Origin of the sequence: Epilithonimonas sp. JDS, from assembly GCF_021261315.1 — a bacterium.
In the GTDB taxonomy this organism is placed as follows: domain Bacteria; phylum Bacteroidota; class Bacteroidia; order Flavobacteriales; family Weeksellaceae; genus Epilithonimonas.
This window is the reverse complement of sequence record NZ_JAJSAX010000002.1, coordinates 320,636-339,160: the sequence shown is the minus strand read 5'-3', so window position 1 is coordinate 339,160 and position 18,525 is coordinate 320,636. Positions and strand designations below refer to the sequence as shown.

Below are 18,525 nucleotides of genomic sequence, written 5' to 3'. Positions count from 1 at the left end.
TTATGCTGAACCACCCCGTCTTCTCCCTTTGGTCGAATCCACCCCTCCGGAGGAGGGGAATTTTAGAATCGGTAATTTTCTATGATGTAATTTTCTAATTCCTTCATAACTAAACCTAAATTATTCTTTACATCAAAATCTGTAACTCTGAATATTTTCAAATTCAAAGTTTCCAAATAAGTTTGTCTGATGCCATCATAAACTTCTTTCTCATCATGACTTGAGCCATCAATTTCGATAATTAATCCAAGAGTTTTCACATAAAAATCGACGATGTAGTTTCCAATAATTCTTTGTCTGTCAAAATCTATGTTATGAAATGTTCTTGCTCGAACTTGTTTCCAGAAAAGAACTTCACTTAGAATTCCAGCTTTTCTTTTTCCGCTTAATAATTTTTTCAGATGGGAATTATAAGGTAAGTGTTCAACAAAGTTCCTGCGGATGGGTATTCCGTGGATTTGAGTTAGGATTTCATTCATTGTTTGTGTTTTGAGTGACCACCCCGTCAAAAATTCTTCGAATTTTAGTCGCCCCTCCAGAGGAGGGGAATTTTCAATTCATTAAATTCAATTTTGGAAGAGCGGTTTATTAGAACTAATTTATGAAATTTCTTAGAACAGTTTCTATCACTTATATTTGCAGCTTCAAAAAACGATTCCAGTACACAATTATAAATCTATCAAGAAATGAATTACGAAGATAAAATCCAGCAATCGGAAACGCGTGTTTTCAAAGTGGTTTTCCCGAATACAACCAATCATCATAACACGATGTTTGGTGGGAAAGTAATGGAAATGATGGATGAAGTAGCGTTTATGACGGCAACTAGATTTGCAAGAAAGTCTTTCGTGACCGTAAGTTGTGACAGAATTGATTTCAAAAAACCAATTCCGGCTGATACGATTGTAGAGCTTGTTGGTCGAATTAAATATGTCGGGAACACGAGCGTGAAAGTGAATGTGGAGATTTTCGTGGAAGAAATGTATAATGATACGCGCGAAAAGGCTGTTTCAGGGGATTTCACTCTGGTAGCGATTGACGAAAATAAAAAGCCTTCCAGAATATTTAGAGATTTGAACTAAAAAATAAAAGCTTACCGATTTGGTAAGCTTTGTTGTTTATTCTACGATGTCTTCGTTTTCTTCTTCGTGGTCATCTTCATTGTCGCTCGTGCTGTAATAATTGTTTTCTTCGTCCGGAAGTTGATTGGTTACCTGGTCGAAGTTGTCATCATCTTCAGCGCCTGGAACGTCTAGTCCGAATGGCATTTCGTCGTTCACCTGACTTGGATTTCTGATTGGATTTCCGTCGCCGTCAATCGGAATATGTTCTTCTCTGTTGAAAATGTCCTCACCTGGATTGTAATCCAAATCTTCCAAATTTTTTTCGATGTTATCTTCTGGTGTCATAATATTTATTTTTTGGTTGATTGAAGATAGACAAATATGATTCCAAGCTTTGTTTTTGAGAGATTTATTTTGATGAAATTTAATCTTCGTAAACTTCAGGATTCACGCTAGTCGGCATTTTTTCGCCTTTGGAAAATGCAACTACGTTCTCAGCTGCCAATCTTGCCATTCCGCTTCTGGCTTCCAAAGTTGCAGAACCAATATGAGGCAGAACACAAACGTTTGGAAGTCCTAATAATGGGCTGTCTTTCTGCATCGGTTCCGGATTGGTAACATCTAAACCTGCACCCCAGATTTTGCCGGAAATCAAAGCCTCGAACAAATCTTTTTCATTGTGAAAACCACCTCTTGCGGTGTTGATGAAAATCAGATTTTCTTTCATCTTTTCAAATACCGATGTGTTAAAAAGGTCAGCTTGTTCTGGTGTGAAATTGGCGTGAATGCTGATGATGTCCGAGTTTTCAACCAATTCGTCAAAAGAAACATATTTTGCGTCGAGTTTTTTTTCAGCTTCTTCGTTGTGGCTTCTGTTGTGGTAGATGATGTTCATTCCGAAAGCGGCTTTACATTTTTCAGCCATTTCAAAACCGATTCTTCCAAGTCCTAAAACGCCTAAGGTTTTTCCGTAAAGTTCCTGTCCGAGTTCTTCCAAAGGGTCGAAGTCTTTCCAGTTGCCTGATTTTACTTTTGCCGTGTTGTAGTTTACTTTTCTGGAAACCATTTGCATCAGTAGAAATGCGACGTCGGAAGTGGCGCGGCTCAAAACGTCTGGCGTGTTTCCAACTGCAACTTTTCGTTTAGTCGCTTCTTCGATATCTACTTGGTCGAAACCTACGGAGAATAGGGCGATTGCTTTTACATTGGGGCAAGCGTCGAAGAATTCTTTGTCATATTTGTTCTTTCCGCCGACACTTAGGATGATGTCTGCTTGTTGGCAGCTTTCCAGCCATTCTTCGTGGGTTGGATTTTCTGTTTCCGGGAAAATGATATCTAAATTTCCGTCTTTCAAAATCTGAATCCCATTGTCCGGAATTCTTTTGTTTACAAATACTTTCATTTTATTTAGATTTTTAAATTTTAATAAATACTCTTTTAATCACCCCGTCAATTTGCCTTTGGCAATTTGTCGCCCCTCCAGAGGAGGGGAATTTTTTAACAGCGAATCTGCAGCCCGACTTGAACGGAAATCCTTTTTTGCGTGTACTCTTGTTCTATTTAATGTCAAATCGTCGAGCAAAAAAGATTGGGAGTGGAAGGCGGATAAAGCTGCCCAAAAATAATACAATGGTTCGACGAAGTCAAAATATCAAATGCAAAAAACCGGAAGTTGACTCCGGTTTTATATGTTTTGCTGATATTTCAATGTTGATTAATCAATTTTCGTTGGTCTTTCTTTATCCTTGGTGAAAAAGAACTTGATAATGATAGGCAAAGTTGTGACCAAAACGATGACCAAAACGATGATTTCTAATTTTTTCTTCAAATCGATGCCGAACTGGTCCATAAATAATTTGTCCAGATAATGTCCTGCAAAAATCATCGTGAATGACCACGCAAACGCTCCGATGATATTATAATAGAAGAATTTCTTCTTGTCCATTTTAACAATTCCGGCAACGATTGGCGCAAATGTTCTTACGATTGGTAAGAATCTCGCCAGGATAACAGCAACAGTTCCGTGGTCTTCGAAGAAGTCGTGTGCCTTGAAAAGGTATTTTTTCTTGAATAGGAAAGTGTCCTTTCGCTCGTACAACAATGGTCCGCTTTTGTAACCAAACCAATAGCCAATCTCGTTTCCGATGATGGCTGCAACGGCCACGGCGGTCGCCAAAATTGTCGTATCCAGAAAATCCGAACCTGTAGTTCCGAAAGTGGTGTCGATGATTTTAACAGCGTAAATCCCTGAAATAAAGAGTAAACTGTCGCCTGGCAAAAAGAAACCTACAAAAAGTCCTGTCTCTGCGAAAATGATAAATAAAATAAGCCAAAAACCACCCATTTTGATGTAAAATTCGGGGTTGAGTAGGTCTTTCCAGCTTTCGAAATGTTCCATAGTTTTCTTTCTTGCGCAAAGATATTAAAAGGAATTTGAATTAATCAGCTTAATGTAAAAATTAGGAATATTTAACTCAAAGGTCATATTTGTCTTTCCATTTATCCTTCAGCTGTTCGCGGATTTTTTTCTCCGTTGAATTGTTGGCAGGATTGTAGAAAGTTGTTCCTGTGATTTCGTCGGGAAGAAATTCCAAATCCACAAAATTGCCTTCGTAAGAATGTGCGTATTGATAATCTTTTCCGTAGTCCAGATTTTTCATCAGTTTGGTCGGCGCATTTCTGAGGTGGAGTGGAACTGGGAGATTTCCGGTTTTCTTTACGAAAGCAATCGCTTCATTAATGGCGTTGTAAGTGGAATTACTTTTCGGGGAAACGGCGAGGTAAACGGCGGTTTCGCTCAAAATAATTCTTGCTTCTGGGTTTCCGATGACGTTGATGGCCTGAAAACAATTGTTTGCCATCACCAAAGCGTTTGGATTCGCTAAGCCAATATCTTCTGCCGCGAGAATCATCATTCTGCGGGCAATGAATTTGATATCTTCGCCGCCCACCAACATTCTGGCGAGCCAATAAACAGCGCCATTTGGGTCGGAGCCACGCATCGATTTGATGAATGCTGAGATGATGTCGTAATGTTGCTCTCCATTTTTGTCGTACAAAGCCATATTTTCCTGCAAAACAGAAAGGACATCTTTGTTGGAGATTTTATTTTTCTTCGCAGATTTGAATTGATTCAGAACCAATTCTATTGAGTTAATCAACTTTCTGGCGTCGCCCCCGGAATACTGGATGAAGGCTTCTTTTTCCTCGAGAAAGAATTTGGTTTGATTCAGTTCGTTATATTTTGAAACAGCAATGTCAGCAAGTTCTTCCAGTTTTTCAAACGTCAAAGCTTTGAGAATATAAACCTGAGTTCTGGAAAGCAATGCTGAAACCACTTCGAAACTTGGATTTTCCGTGGTTGCGCCAATCAAAGTTATCCAACCTTTTTCGACCGCGTGAAGCAATGAATCCTGTTGAGATTTGTTGAACCTGTGAATCTCATCAATGAAAAGAATTGGGCTCCTTCCGGAAAAAAGATTCTGCTTTTTGGCTTCGTCAATGATATCCCGAACGTCCTTCACGCCTGCAGAAACTGCGGATAATTTGTAGAATTTTCGTCCTGAACTTTCGGAAATGATTTCAGCTAAGGTTGTTTTCCCCGTTCCCGGCGGTCCCCAAAAAATGAGAGAATTAAGCGTGTCGTTGTCCATCATTCTTTTGATGGTTCCGGATTTTCCAGTGAGATGTTCTTGTCCCAAAACATCATCCAAAGTTTTTGGACGCAAGATTTCGGCAAGTGGAGAATTGTTCATCTACCAAAATTAAGGTATTTGAATTTAAAAATAAAATGAATTTTCGGCGTAAAAATAAAAGGTTAAAGTTTTCTGTTGATCACGTAATCCAGCATCAATTTCAAAGATTCTTTCGCCTCATTATCAGGGAACTCAGCTAAAATTGCCAGCGCTTTTTGCTGATAATCCTTCATCGTTTGAATGGCGTAATCCATTCCGCCGGAAGATTTTACGAATTCCACAAGCTCGCGCACTTTTTTGGAATCGTTGTTATAACGCTTTATGGTTGCGAAATATTTTTTGTAATTCTCAGGACTTGCATTCCTCAAAGTGTAGATCAGCGGCAAAGTCATCTTCTGTTCCTTGATATCAATTCCGACAGGTTTTCCGATAATATTGCTAGTCTGATAATCAAAAAGGTCATCCTTAATCTGAAAAGCCATTCCAGTATAAGTCCCGAATTCCTGCATCTTTTTCGCAGTTACTTCGTCCACATTGTTAGATAATACACCAACTTCACAACACGCTGCAATCAAAGTTGCCGTTTTCTGACGGATGATTTCGTAGTACACATCCTCCGTAATATCAAGTTTTCTAGCCTTCTCCAATTGAAGTAATTCGCCTTCCGACATTTCGCGAATCGTCCTTGCAATTACGGAAAGCAGATCGTAATCCTTGTTGTCCGTAGAAAGCAAAACCGATTTCGAAAGCAGATAATCACCCACCAAAACCGCAATTTTATTCTTCCAAAGCGCATTGATAGAAAAGAAATTCCGACGCTTAAAGCTCTCATCCACAACATCATCGTGCACCAAAGTCGCCGTGTGGATCAGCTCGATCATACTTGCGCCACGGAACGTTTTTTCGTTCACATCACCGACCAATTTTGCGCAGAGAAACACAAACATTGGGCGCATCTGTTTCCCCTTTGTCGTGACGATGAAACGCGTGACTTTGTCCAATAGAGCAACATTACTTTTCATAGATTCGTAAAACTTCTGCTCGAAAAGTTTCATTTCATCAGAGATCGGAGCCTTGATTAATTCTACAGTATTTGCCACTTTTTGCCTTTAGAGATTATGTTTTTTTGGAGCAAGACGTTTTGTGATTCTATTCACAATTCCAACCCGCTGTCCGCTATATCTTTTTTTGTTGCCATCGCTCAGGCTCAGCCAACAAAAAAAGGATGCCGCTACCATCGGGGCTATGTTGAGGATTTGTCTGTCAATTGACCAAAAAAACTATTCTACAAATATAATCCATTTCTTTTTGATTGTAAATATACTTCACGCTTAAACTAATATTTATCAGATTTTTTTTATTTTAGCACATAATAAAAAAACATAATCATGAAAAAAAATTACTTACTGTTTTCAGTATTTGGAATGTTATTTTTAAATGCACAAAATGGACAGGGCTTTTATCAGCCTTCTAATTCAGATTGTCTGTCACCTCAGCAGCGAGAACTTATACAGGAACAAATCAACCTCAATCGAGAGTCACTGAGGGCGCAAAACAAATTGCAAGAAGATAAAACTCTTGCGCATCCACTGTTTATTTGGCCTGTTAAAAAGAATCCAAATACCAAGTACAACAACGTTTGGAGTATTTCCAATCACGTAGATCATAACTCAGCATATCCCAACAAAGTGCAGGATTGGAATTGCGGCGCGAGAACTTATGATACCGCAGATGGTTATAATCATATGGGAATCGATATTTTTACCTGGCCGTTTGGCTGGTACATGATGGACAACGATCAGGCGCACGCTATTGCCGCAGCAGATGGCATCATTATCGGAAAAGACAATGGTAATTATGACAGAAACTGCAGTTTCGGAAACGGTGATTGGAATGCTGTTTACATTCAGCACGGAGATGGAAGCGTGTCATGGTATGGACATCTCAAGAATAATTCACTGACTTCAAAAGGTGTTGGCTCATTCGTTTCTGCAGGAGAATATTTAGGTGTTGTGGGAAGTTCTGGGAATTCTACAGGTCCGCATCTGCATTTTGAAGTCTATAACAATAATAATCAGTTGGTTGATACTTATTCTGGTAGTTGTAACACTTGGAGTTCATCCACAGATTCTTGGTGGGCAAGCCAGAAACCTTATGTTGACCCAAAGATAAATGGAATTTTTACCCATTCTGATACAGCAGTTTTTGATAATGGATGTGGCACTCAGGAAACTACCAACTTCAAAGACAGCTTCAATACTGGCGAAAAAGTGATGGTCTATATGTATTTTGCCGATTTGCCAGTTGGGAAAAGCATTAATCTTAAATTGATAAGACCAGACAATACGATCGCTTATAATAATACCTTCAATAATTCTAATTTTTATTATGCTTCCTATTGGTACTTTACATTCCAAAGCTCCCAATTCAACCAATACGGAAACTGGAAAGCTTCAGTAACAGTTGATTCCGAAACTGTAACACATGATTTTGTTTATGGTGCAAATATGAATGTTGCCGACTCCAAAGTATCAAAAAAGTTTTCTGTAATCAATCCAATCATGAATAATCAATTGCAAATCATAAGCAAAGCTAATTTTGCATTGGATAAAACAAAAATGGAGATATTCAGCCAGGATGGAAAATTAATTGAATCTAAAAAAATTGAGTTAAAACAGGGACAAAATCTGATCGATGTGAAATTACAAAAATCTCAAAATTATATTTTGAAAATATCGGACGGAACAGAGAATGAAATTTTTAAAGTAACCAACTAGAATATGTTATCCCGAATTTTTTAATTCGGGATAATTTTTTCGTAAGGAATAAAGTACAGACTTTGAGGTATTTTTTTGATTTTTATATTGAACCGTTCTCCGGAAATGTAGATTCCTTTTTCAGTCGCGGTGATTCCTTCGATTTGTCCGATGCTGAAAGCTCTTCCCAAAGAAAACTTTTTCAAGGGTTTATTAAAGAAAAGATTTCCATTTTCATCCTTCTCGAAGATCATTAGAAAAACACTTGCTTTTTTGGTGTAACCGACCACATACAATCTGTTATCATAAAAAGAAGTATCCGTCACCACAAATCCGGTATCAAAACTTTCCAGTTTTTGAGCCGGCTGATTTTCAGTCATATTTTTATCAATCAAATAGTGAGAAACAGTATTTGAAACCCATTCTTTCGTGAACAGATGAATGTTTCCATTCAGAAAAATCATCCCTTCCGCATCAAAATTATTGTTGATATTCTTTGGTGTAAAGTCCTTTTGTTCAGGGTAATAAAAGGGAATTGTTTTTATAGAATCAATAATCAGAGAATCATTCTTGAAAGGAACTTGATAAACTTTTAAATCTTTCCTTGTTCCCAAATTATTCCCGAATTCTCCAATATAAAAATTTTCCCCATCATTTGTAATCGCTTCCCAATCAATGTTTTTCAGTCCGGTTTGAAACGTCTTTTCTATGAATGGACTTCCTGGTTTAATTTCAAAAATTTCACTCGTATTTCCGCTATCGTTGAAGGAGAAAATTCGACCGTCGATGCTGGTTAAACCAGAACTTTCTCTCAGAGAATCGCTTAAAACGGCAATTTTGTACTTTCGGAGATTTAAGGACTGCGTCTTCTGAGCAGAAATCTGAAAACTAAAAAGAAAAAGTAATAAGTAGAAAATCTGTTTTTTCATAACACGAACTTACAGAATATTGATAATATCTTCCCAACCGGAAACTCTAACAGAATTTTCGACTGTTGCATTTGCATTATGCGGCTGCGAAAAAAGGATTCTTTGACCATTAAAAAGATTGAGGTTTTTCGGATGGTCGTCAATCATAATATCACCAATGATAAAATCTTTTCGTCCGCAGAAAATCATTTGTTTCCAGCTGATAAAAGGGAAGTGTTCGCGCAGCCATTCCGCTTTTTCGGTAAGACTGTTTGGGAACTCTGTTGCAGACGAAACGATGAAAACATTGTATTTTTCATTTAAATATTTCAAAACTTCAGCTGCATTTTCTGTAACCGGAACAGTTCTGAAAAAGTCTTTGGAATTCACATCTTCTAAGAAATTTGGAAATGCGACTTCTTCCAATAATCCGGAAATATTTTCCCAGCGAATTTGGTTTCCACTTCGGTTATATTCGTAATCGATGAAATGTTGGTTTGTGTTGGCAAGAACGCCGTCCATATCTACTAAAATCGTCTTCATAATGTAAAATTATGAATTGATCTTTGGAAGGAAAAAATTAATGGATTAAAAGATTGTTAAAGAAAATAAGTGAATACTTGTCATTGTAGTGACCAAACACGGAAATAACTTCAACTAAAACTTGATTTTCAAAAACTTCGTAAATTATTCTGTGTTTCTGGTCTATTCTGCGAGACCATTGTCCAATTCTTCCGTATTTTAAAGGTTCTGGATGACCAATTCCTTCGAAGGGTGTTTCACGTAATTCATTTAAAATTCTGTCGATTTTTTTCAAAATAATTATTGATCCGGCTTTTCTGTGCTTTTTCAAATGCTCTTTGGCTTCATCAGAGATAATTAAAGAAAAACTCATAATCCTAAAAGTTCCTTTTGAAGTGCTTTCGTTAGAACTGTCTTTCTGCCAGATTTTAGATCCGAAATTCCCCGATCAATCATTTCCAGATTTTTAGGATTTTCAAACCATTTGTCGCCACTTGGACTTGGGTTTTTATATTCTTCTTCAGAGAATTCAAAATCCCATGCAGCAAGCACTTTCTTTAATGTTGAAAGTTGTTTTTTGTTGGCGTATTTTACTTTGATCGTTCCCATTTTGAATTGAATTTACATTCAAAAATACAAAATTTTTAGAAAGGTTTTTAGAAACTTACTCCGCAGATTTATTCGCCAATTGTCCGCAAGCAGCATCAATATCACCGCCACGACTTTTTCTGACCATAATGGTGATTCCTGCTTTTTCAAGTTCTCGGACATATTTTTCTTCCGCCGCAACACTTCTATGGTCGAATTTTCCTTCACCAATCGGATTGTATTGGATCAAATTGACTTTACTAGGAACCTGTCGGCAATATCGGATCAGAGCTTTGATGTCTTCATCGCCGTCGTTGATGCCTTTCCAAACGCAATATTCGAAGGTAATTGGAGAACCTGTTTTCTGATACCAATATTGTAGCGAATCCATAATATCGGTCAAAGGAAATTTCTCAGAAAATGGCATAATGTCATTTCTCTTATGCTCAATTGCAGAATGTAAAGACAATGCTAATTTCACTTTGATCTCTTCGTCAGCCAGCATTTTTATCATCTTCGGAATTCCGGATGTGGAAACGGTAATTCTTCGTGGTGACATTCCCAGACCTTCCGGTTTTGTAATCTTGTGAATGGCTTCGACAACGTTTTTGTAATTCATCATCGGTTCGCCCATTCCCATAAACACAATGTTGGTCAATGGCCTGTCGAAATATTCTTTACTTTGACGGTCGATCAACGCTACTTGATCTACGATTTCTGCAACTTCCAGATTTCGCATTCTCTTGAGTTTTGCTGTTGCGCAGAATTCACAATTCAAAGAACAGCCAACTTGTGAAGAAACGCAGGCAGTACTTCTGGATTCTGTTGGAATTAATACAGATTCTACCATCAAACCATCGTGAAGCTTTACGCCATTTTTGATGGTTCCGTCGGTAGATTTCTGCAATAGATCAACAGAAATTGGATTGATGAAAAAATCACGGGTCAGATTTTCCCGCAGATCTTTGGAAAGATTCGTCATCTCATCGAAGGAATGCATATTCTTGCTCCAAAGCCAGTCGTAAACCTGTTTCGCACGGAAAGGTTTTTCGCCAATCGTTCCGAAATAGTCTTTGATCTGATCCAGGTTAAGTGTTCTGATGTCCTTCAATGTTCTGAAATTTTTTGCAAAGATACGGCATAATATAGCAATTTAAAAATATCACAATGTAGCAATAGATAAATGTGATAATTCAGAATGATGCAACTATTTCAATCTTTTAGTGTACGTTATTTAATTCATTACTAAATTGTTACACCGCTACATTGATTGATTGTTAAATTGAAATAGAGTATTTTTAATTTTGAATCGACTTTATTAATATATTCATAATTCTTACATTTGCATTGATTTTTACCTCATGGAATTCCAAACCCTTTACGAAAGCCCTTTCAAACTAAATTTTTCTTTTGAAAAACTGATCCAGAAAATGGAATCGGAGGCTTTTCAAAATGCTGATTACGCACTTTCTCATAAAAATATTTTAGAACAAATAAAGCAATTCCCTGAGCTGAAAAACGGCATCAGCAATCTCGATTTTTTTGAGAAAAATGAAGTGCTGATGAAGGAGCTTCTTAAAGATCTGTTTCCTCAGATGCTCACGAAAAATGAAATCAAGGCGATAGGTTTTCCTTTCTACAATTTCTTTTTCAATCCGACAGAACGTTTACAAAACATTATTGATAAAGCGGGTGAGAACTTTGATATGATCATCAAGGATATGGATCCGCACCGTTTTTATGTGATCAGTTGCTGCATCATTTTGCGTAATTATTACAATGTAGAACTTAATTTTGTGCAGCCTTTTATCTTCGATATTCCAAATGAGGAAGGCATTGTGAATCATTATCGCTTCCTGAATAATGTGGATTTTATCGAAATTAATCCAAAAGAAAATTTCACACGATTAACAGAAGATGAAATTGCCGAATTACTGGACAATTTTGAAGATCACGAACTTTGGAAAGAAAAATTTCCGCCAGAAAGCTGGGAACTGAAAGGTTTTGCAGTTATCAGTTTCTTTGATGCAACTACCGAAAGTGCAATTTCGAACCTGAAAAGCAAGCTGATCAACATTGAAGATGATAAAAATCTGAAAGGCGAATTGAATACTATTTTCCGCTCAATTTTTCAGGTTTCGGATTTGGAAGTCGGTTACACTGCCATCAATCACGAGGACAATAAATTCGTGAGAAGTCCTATTAATGGGATTATGGACAGTTTTATCCTGATATCAGGGGCAAGAGATTGTAAGAATGAAATGCTTTGCGAGAAGAACTTCAACGCACTTGTAGATTCCAAAAAATACTTCAGTGTTTCCGATGTCGACAGAAGTTTTCAGGAATATCCCGACAGCCAGATGGCAAAACAATTGTATGAAGCGGGAATTAAAAGCGCGATTTTTGCACCAATTATCAAAGACAAAAGAATCCTCGGGATTGTAGAATTGGTTTCCAAAAAGAAACTTCTGAACAGCATCAATGCCAACAAGATGGAAATCGTGATGCCATATCTGGTAGATACGATGGACAGGCTTTATACGGGAATTGAAACCCGAATTCAAGCGATTATTCAACGGGAATATACATCAATTCATCCAAGTGTTTATTGGAAATTCCGACAGGAAGCGGAACGTCATATTGGTTTCTTCAATGCAGAATTTGATTTGCCTTACAGGAATATCAGTTTTCAGGAATTGACGCCGCTCTTCGGGCAGACTGATGTTCGCAATTCCTCTATTTCCAGAAATTTGGTCATCAAGCAGGATTTGGAAATTCAGTTGGGTTTGATTTCGGATTTATTTTTAAAATTAAGTTCAGAAAATAATTTTGATATTGTAAAAAATAAACTGAATTATTATCAGGAATTACTCAAAACCGATATCAAAGCTGATACAGAAAATATTGTTCAAACCTTTATTTTATCAGAAATTCATCCGTTATTTGAATCGATAAAACTTCAAAATATCGATTATAATCAGTTAATTACAGACTACTTCAAAAAACTGGATCCGAGAACCAATATGGTTTATGATTTCCGTAAAAAGTTTGATGATAGTTTGTCTTTAATTAATAGAAATCTGGCTGATATTCTCGACAAAAGACAAGAGGAACAGCAAGTTCGTTTTCCTTTCTATTATGAGCGTTTCAAAACAGATGGCGTAGAGCATAATATGTACATCGGTTCGTCGATTGCGCCAGATCTGACCTATGATCCGGTATTTTTGAAAAATCTGAGATTATGGCAATTGCGTGTCCTTTGCGAAAGTGAGTTGCAGTACAACCAGTTCCGCAATAATCTTGAATTTTCTCTTGATGTTTCTTCTTTAATTTTGGTTTACAGCACGCCCATCAGCATCAGATTCAGAATGGATGAAAAGCGTTTTGATGTCGATGGAAGCTACAATGCGCGCTACGAAATGATCAAAAAACGCATTGACAAATCAACGATTAAGAACTCGACTGAACGTATAACTCAGCCCGGAAAAATCAGTATTATTTTTTCTCAGGAAAAGGAAAGACAGGATTATCTGAAATTGATTAAAATCCTTCAGGATCAAAATGTTTTGGAATCAACTGTTGAAGAACTGGAAGTTGAAGATTTACAGGGAATTAATGGTTTGAAAGCTCTGCGAGTTGCTGTGAATTATGAGGCGACGGAAGTGGATTATAATTTTGTCGAGGTAGTTTAATAAAAATTGATAATTTAGGAATAGCCTTACTATGATTGTAAATATTTAATTCTGATCACGAAAATTAGTCTCTCAATTTACACCGTCACATTCCTAAAAGCCACCACAAAAGCAATCACAGAGGCAATAATTCCAATCGTAAAGACCGTGTAAGTCAGTCTCAATAATTTGTATTTTCTGTTCAGCACAATTCCCAGATAATAGAGATCTTTGATCATCGTGTCGTAAAGATATTGTCTGTCGACCATCATTTCCTTCATCGCCCAGAGATATTCTTCCATCGGCATTTTATAGAAATTCCCGAAGAAGAGAAGATTTACTTTTTTCTCTTCAATTTCTTTTCGGGTAAACGTTCCGCTCGACACTTTCGGTCTTGTGGACATTATCGCTAAAATAATACACGCGACACTCGACATAATCATAATGAAAGTCGGAATGATCAGATGCGAATTATTCGGCGCATCCAGTTTCGGAATGAGTGTTGACAACGCAACCGAAATAATAATTGCGTTGACGGAAAGTAAGATATTCGCTTTACTGTCAGCAATTTGGCTTAGTTTTGTGTGATTATTCAGCGTCACGCGGAACATCGTTTCAATGCCTCGTTCCGGACTTTCCAGCTTTTCGAGTTTCTTCTTGTTCAGAAGTGCTTTGTCCTTGTCCTGAGATGATTTTTCTTTTTTGTCCTCTTTCAGATTTTTGATTTTATCAAAGATTTTTTCGGTGTTTTTTTCTTTTATGGGCTGCCAGTTTTCTTTAGCAAATTTGGTGTAAAACTGATGTTTTGCAAAGAAAGCCGTATTCAGTTCCGCCCATTGCAGCTTACTGAATTTCTGATGATGAACCTCCTTGATTTCCTGTCTCAGATTTTCACAGACATTGAAATAATCATCGGAAGCCAAATGATACAGATCTGCATCCTTGATAATATTTTCCAGATGATTCGTTGGTCTGTAGAACTTTTCGGTAGCCAGGATCAATTTTCCGATTTTTGCAATTCGGTCTTCAGCAAACTGATGTTCTTTCAGGAATTTTTCAGCCAGTTTCCGGCTTTCTTCTTCGTGATTTTCGCTGTCGTCTATGTAGCCTAAGTCGTGAAACCAGCCAGCCAGAAGCAAATCTTCCGTATCTTCCGGATTTACATTTTCCTCTTTTGCCAGGATTTTTATTTTATCAACCACCTGGATTGTATGATCCAGATTATGATAAGTATAAACAGAAGATAATCTATCTTTGAATAAATTTTTAACGTAATCTTCCGAGATTTTCAAAATATCCATAAAAGCAATTTGAAACAAATTTAAGAAAGTATTGACAGCTTATTAATTTTAATTTTGTTAAATAATGTTAGAGTTTCAGTAATTTTAGATTTTTAATCAATAATCATTTAATTTTCTGAATCTTTCAATCATTTAATGTTAATTATGGCGGCTATTTCCGCCTTCCGTTCCCTCCCGGAAGTTCAGGATCCAATCAGGCCGGGCTGCGCTTCGCAAAGCAGAAAGATTGTAATACGATCAATATTTTGAGTAAGTTGCGAAGCAATGACATATCGGTAGAAAAATAAATACAGAAGACCAAAAGGTGCGAAGCACCGACATATTAATAATCGAAGTATGAAAAAACTATATCAGCTATATCTTTTAATCATCATATCATTCGCTGTCATTTCCTGCGCAGTCCAGAAAGCAGACTATGGAAAGAATGTAAGAAATTTTGAAAAAAAATCCGCGATCAAAGATAGCATTGTCCACACATTTTATTTGGTTGGCGACGCCGGAAATCTTGACCAGGATGAAGCTTTCAAAAATATGAATGTCTTGAAAGATTCACTTTCCAAAGCTTCAGGAAACAGTACTTTGCTTTTCCTCGGCGACAATATTTACCCGGCAGGAATGCCGAAAAAAGACGATCAGAATAGAAATTTAGCAGAAAAAAAATTGGACAATCAGATTTCGTTGGCCAACAATTTTTCAGGCAAGACCATCTTCATTCCAGGCAACCACGATTGGTACAACAACGGCATCAAAGGTTTGAACCGCGAAGAAGATTACATCACAGAAAAATTCGGAGACAAAAGTACGTTCGCACCCAGAAATGGCTGTCCAATCGAAACCCGAAAAATCAATAAAAAACTTACTTTAATTTTAATTGATACAGAATGGGTTTTGGCTGATTGGAGCAAAAATCCGGGAATCAACGAAAAATGTGACCTCAAAACAAGGGAAGATTTCTACACAGAATTTGAAGATCAGCTCAACAAAAATCAAAATAAAACAATTGTTGTGGCTACGCATCATCCTTTGATAACGCACGGATCTCACGGTGGAAATTACTCTTGGGAGAAACAAATCTTTCCTTTAGAAAATAAAATCCCGTTGCCGGTTTTAGGTTCAATCATCAATTTGACGAGAGCTACAGGCGGAATCACGCATCAGGATATTTCCAATCAGAATTATAAAAATCTGTCAGACAGGGTCAAAACCTTAATCAGCGGCCGAAAAAATGTGGTTGTTGTTTCCGGTCACGATCACAATTTGCAATACATCGAGCAAGGCGACATCAGACAGATCATCAGCGGTGCTGGCTCAAAAACTGAAGCCGCAAAAGCCACAGGAAACAATGATTTTTCATTCGGAAAAAATGGTTATGCCGAACTGAAAATTTCAAAATCGGGAAATGCGGAAGTGAGTTTTTATTCCTTGAATCAAACCAAATCTGATCTGCTTTTCAGAAAAACAGTTTTAGGAAAAGAAGAAATTTCAATCACAGATTATCCTAAAAATTTCCCTCAATATTCGGAATCTTCAATCTATGATTCTGCAATGACGAAGAAAAATAAGTTCTACGAATTTCTTTGGGGAAAACATTACCGCGAATATTATTCAAAGAAAATAAGCGTCAAAAATCTTTCATTGGACACCCTTTTAGGCGGTGTGAAAACCGATAGAGCAGGAGGCGGACATCAAACCAAATCTTTGCGACTGGAAACTAAAAATGGAAACGAATATGTGATCCGTGCCTTGAAAAAAAGTGGTGTTCGATTTTTACAGTCCGTAGCTTTTAAAAATCAATATGTGATTGATGATTTTTCTGGAAGTTATGCAGACAAATTTCTTTTGGATTTCTACACAACATCGCATCCTTACACACCTTTGGTTATTGGAGAAATGTCTGACAAGCTGGGAATCCGTCATACAACGCCTCAACTTTTTTACATTCCGAAACAGAAAACGCTGAAAAACTTCAATGATACTTTCGGAGACGAACTGTACTATCTCGAAGACCGACCAATGGAAACTGAGGAAAATCCGAATAAAGTGTATGGAACTGATGAAGTAATTCTGAATCTTGCTAAAGATGAAAAATATAAAATCGATGAAAAAGCGTGGATCAAAGCACGTTTGTTTGATATGCTGATCGGCGATTGGGACAGGCATCACGACCAATGGAAATTTGAGGAGAAAAAAGAAAACGGAAGTGTCATCTATAGTCCAATCCCGAAAGACAGAGATCAGGCTTTTGCTAAATATGACGGCTTCATCACGGGAATTCTGATGGAATTTCCTGAGTTGAAGCATATGCAGACTTTTGATAATCAGATAGAAAGTATTAAATGGTTCAACCGCGAACCTTATCCTTTGGATTTGGTTTTTGCTAAAAATTCGGTTCAAAAAGATTGGCTGGACGTAGCAGAGTTTATTCAGAAGAATTTGTCGGAAATTGATATTCGGGAAGCTTTTAAAAACTTGCCGAAAGAAGTTCAGGACAATGTTTCAGAAGATTTGATTCAGAAATTACTGGTCAGAAAAGGTGATCTTCAAAAATATGCTTCACAATATTATAAGGTCTTGCAGGAAAAAGTAATTCTTACCGGAACCAACAAAAAAGACAAATTTGTAATCACCAGATTGCCGAATAATGAAACGGAAGTCAAGATCTTGCGTCTTAAAAAATCTGGAGAAGAACTGGCGTCTTCAAAAATCTATTCGGGGGAAATGACTAAGGAAATTTTGCTTTACGGCTTGGATGACGATGATGAATTTCTGGTTCAGGGAACACAAAAATCCAGCATCAGAATTGATCTTTTAGGTGGTCTGGATAATGATAAATATTCTATTTCCAATTCCAGAAAAGTAAAAATCTACGATTACAAAAGCAAGAAAAATGATTTGGAAAACAAAGGTAATGCAACTGTTAGACTGACAGACGATTACGACATCAACCAATACAATTACCAAAATCCAAAATACAATGTTTTCACAACGTATATGAATTTCAATTTCAATCCGGATGATGCGTTGGCAGTAGGTTTCAATGCGGATTATACTGTGAATGATTTTATTAAAAAACCATATTCTCAAAAACATCATTTTTTGGCTAATTATTTCACCGGAACGGAGGGTTACGAGTTGGCTTATCAAGGCTTGTTTCCTATGTTGACAGGCGGTTGGTTCTACGGTTTGGATACAAGAGTTACAAGTTCGCACTACATACGGAATTTCTATGGCGTCGGAAACAAAAGCATCAATCCGAAAGATGAATTTGGGAAACGTTTTAACAATGTGAGAGCTAGAGAGTTTGCATTTTCTCCATCTATCAACTGGAACAAAAATGCCGCAACATTCTCTGCAAAACTTAATTATGAGATCCTGAAAATCGACAGAACAGCCAATCGCTATATTTCTTTGCCGGGCATTGTGAATGATGATGTTTTCGACTCAAAACAGTTTGGCGGCGCAGATGTTTCTTTCATTTATGAAAATTATGATAATAAAGCGAATCCAAAAGCGGGAATGAAATTCGATGTCAGAACGGTTTACAATGTCAATCTGAAAAATACAGACCGCCAGTATGCTTCATTAGAAACCGGACTTGGCTTTTTACATTCTTTGACGAAAAATAAAAAATTAGTGTGGTCAACTTATGCCAAAGCAAAATGGCTTTTGGGCAACGATTATGAGTTCTATCAAATGGCAACTCTGGGCGGAAATACGGATTTGAGAGGCTATTCTTTCAACCGTTTTTATGGTAAGAATTCGTTTTATCAAAGTTCGGATCTTCGTTTTGAAATCGGGAAAATCAAGAACTCAATTTTACCTTTGAGCTACGGTGTTTTTGGCGGATTTGATTTGGGTAGAGTCTGGATTCCAAACGAATATTTCAAGAAATGGCATAACTCTTACGGTGGCGGATTTTGGCTAAATGCGGTGGATGCAATCTCCGCTAATTTTTCCTATTTCACATCATCCGATGGAGGCAGATTGGTCGTTGGGATTGGTGGGACTTTTTAAGTTAAA

General features: G+C 37.2%; 16 protein-coding genes. 4 read left to right on the top strand and 12 right to left on the bottom strand.

All coding sequences use genetic code 11. The features are described from left to right. Positions 1 to 62: 62 nt before the first annotated feature. The gene (locus LUD75_RS08285) at positions 63 to 479 is read right to left on the bottom strand and encodes an endonuclease domain-containing protein (protein ID WP_232705209.1); all 417 of its coding nucleotides are present in this window, start codon (positions 477 to 479) and stop codon (positions 63 to 65) included. A 207-nt stretch (positions 480 to 686) separates the two neighbouring features. Between LUD75_RS08285 and LUD75_RS08280 the strand changes: the two genes are divergently transcribed. Further along, positions 687 to 1,082 carry an acyl-CoA thioesterase gene (locus tag LUD75_RS08280; RefSeq protein WP_034974535.1) on the top strand — a complete coding sequence of 132 codons (396 nt, stop codon included), beginning with the start codon at positions 687 to 689 and terminating at the stop codon, positions 1,080 to 1,082. Between the two features lie 36 nt (positions 1,083 to 1,118). On the opposite strand, the gene LUD75_RS08275 is transcribed toward LUD75_RS08280, so the two are convergent. The 5 genes from LUD75_RS08275 to LUD75_RS08255 all read right to left on the bottom strand — a co-directional run bounded on the left by LUD75_RS08275 (position 1,119) and on the right by LUD75_RS08255 (position 5,859). After that, complete coding sequence (locus LUD75_RS08275; protein WP_232705208.1) at positions 1,119 to 1,409, bottom strand: hypothetical protein; 291 nt, start codon at positions 1,407 to 1,409, stop codon at positions 1,119 to 1,121. Between the two features lie 79 nt (positions 1,410 to 1,488). After that, on the bottom strand, positions 1,489 to 2,466 hold the full coding sequence (locus LUD75_RS08270; protein WP_232705207.1) for a D-glycerate dehydrogenase: 978 nt from the start codon (positions 2,464 to 2,466) through the stop codon (positions 1,489 to 1,491). Positions 2,467 to 2,778: 312 nt separating this feature from the next. Beyond that, on the bottom strand, positions 2,779 to 3,462 hold the full coding sequence (locus tag LUD75_RS08265) for a VTT domain-containing protein (RefSeq protein WP_034974539.1): 684 nt from the start codon (positions 3,460 to 3,462) through the stop codon (positions 2,779 to 2,781). A gap of 76 nt (positions 3,463 to 3,538) precedes the next feature. After that, positions 3,539 to 4,819 (bottom strand): replication-associated recombination protein A, encoded by a 1,281-nt coding sequence (locus LUD75_RS08260; protein WP_232705206.1) that lies wholly within the window; start codon positions 4,817 to 4,819, stop codon positions 3,539 to 3,541. 62 nt (positions 4,820 to 4,881) lie between these two features. Beyond that, the gene (locus LUD75_RS08255) at positions 4,882 to 5,859 is read right to left on the bottom strand and encodes a polyprenyl synthetase family protein (RefSeq protein ID WP_232705205.1); all 978 of its coding nucleotides are present in this window, start codon (positions 5,857 to 5,859) and stop codon (positions 4,882 to 4,884) included. Between the two features lie 288 nt (positions 5,860 to 6,147). Between LUD75_RS08255 and LUD75_RS19175 the strand changes: the two genes are divergently transcribed. Beyond that, positions 6,148 to 7,536: a peptidoglycan DD-metalloendopeptidase family protein gene (locus LUD75_RS19175; RefSeq protein ID WP_317207311.1), complete on the top strand. Its 1,389-nt coding sequence runs from the start codon at positions 6,148 to 6,150 to the stop codon at positions 7,534 to 7,536. Between the two features lie 20 nt (positions 7,537 to 7,556). On the opposite strand, the gene LUD75_RS08245 is transcribed toward LUD75_RS19175, so the two are convergent. From LUD75_RS08245 to rlmN, 5 genes are read right to left on the bottom strand one after another with little or no spacing between them, the layout of a single operon-like run. Continuing rightward, on the bottom strand, positions 7,557 to 8,444 hold the full coding sequence (locus tag LUD75_RS08245) for a hypothetical protein (protein ID WP_232705204.1): 888 nt from the start codon (positions 8,442 to 8,444) through the stop codon (positions 7,557 to 7,559). A 9-nt stretch (positions 8,445 to 8,453) separates the two neighbouring features. Next, positions 8,454 to 8,966 carry a 5'(3')-deoxyribonucleotidase gene (locus LUD75_RS08240; RefSeq protein ID WP_232705203.1) on the bottom strand — a complete coding sequence of 171 codons (513 nt, stop codon included), beginning with the start codon at positions 8,964 to 8,966 and terminating at the stop codon, positions 8,454 to 8,456. Positions 8,967 to 9,003: 37 nt separating this feature from the next. Then, positions 9,004 to 9,318, bottom strand: coding sequence for a Txe/YoeB family addiction module toxin (locus LUD75_RS08235; protein WP_232705202.1), 315 nt, complete (start codon positions 9,316 to 9,318; stop codon positions 9,004 to 9,006). Beyond that, on the bottom strand, positions 9,315 to 9,554 hold the full coding sequence (locus LUD75_RS08230; RefSeq protein WP_232705201.1) for a hypothetical protein: 240 nt from the start codon (positions 9,552 to 9,554) through the stop codon (positions 9,315 to 9,317). Before LUD75_RS08230 ends, LUD75_RS08235 begins: the two co-directional genes overlap by 4 nt. 55 nt (positions 9,555 to 9,609) lie before the next feature. After that, positions 9,610 to 10,644, bottom strand: coding sequence for a 23S rRNA (adenine(2503)-C(2))-methyltransferase RlmN (rlmN, locus tag LUD75_RS08225; RefSeq protein ID WP_232705200.1), 1,035 nt, complete (start codon positions 10,642 to 10,644; stop codon positions 9,610 to 9,612). Positions 10,645 to 10,894: 250 nt separating this feature from the next. Here rlmN and LUD75_RS08220 point away from each other — a divergent pair, with 250 nt between their 5' ends. After that, entirely contained in the window at positions 10,895 to 13,225 is a 2,331-nt protein-coding gene (locus tag LUD75_RS08220; protein ID WP_232705199.1) for a GAF domain-containing protein, read from the top strand. A 77-nt stretch (positions 13,226 to 13,302) separates the two neighbouring features. On the opposite strand, the gene LUD75_RS08215 is transcribed toward LUD75_RS08220, so the two are convergent. Further along, the gene (locus tag LUD75_RS08215) at positions 13,303 to 14,505 is read right to left on the bottom strand and encodes a Pycsar system effector family protein (RefSeq protein WP_232705198.1); all 1,203 of its coding nucleotides are present in this window, start codon (positions 14,503 to 14,505) and stop codon (positions 13,303 to 13,305) included. Between the two features lie 336 nt (positions 14,506 to 14,841). Between LUD75_RS08215 and LUD75_RS08210 the strand changes: the two genes are divergently transcribed. Further along, complete coding sequence (locus LUD75_RS08210) at positions 14,842 to 18,519, top strand: metallophosphoesterase (RefSeq protein ID WP_232705197.1); 3,678 nt, start codon at positions 14,842 to 14,844, stop codon at positions 18,517 to 18,519. Positions 18,520 to 18,525: the final 6 nt, after the last annotated feature.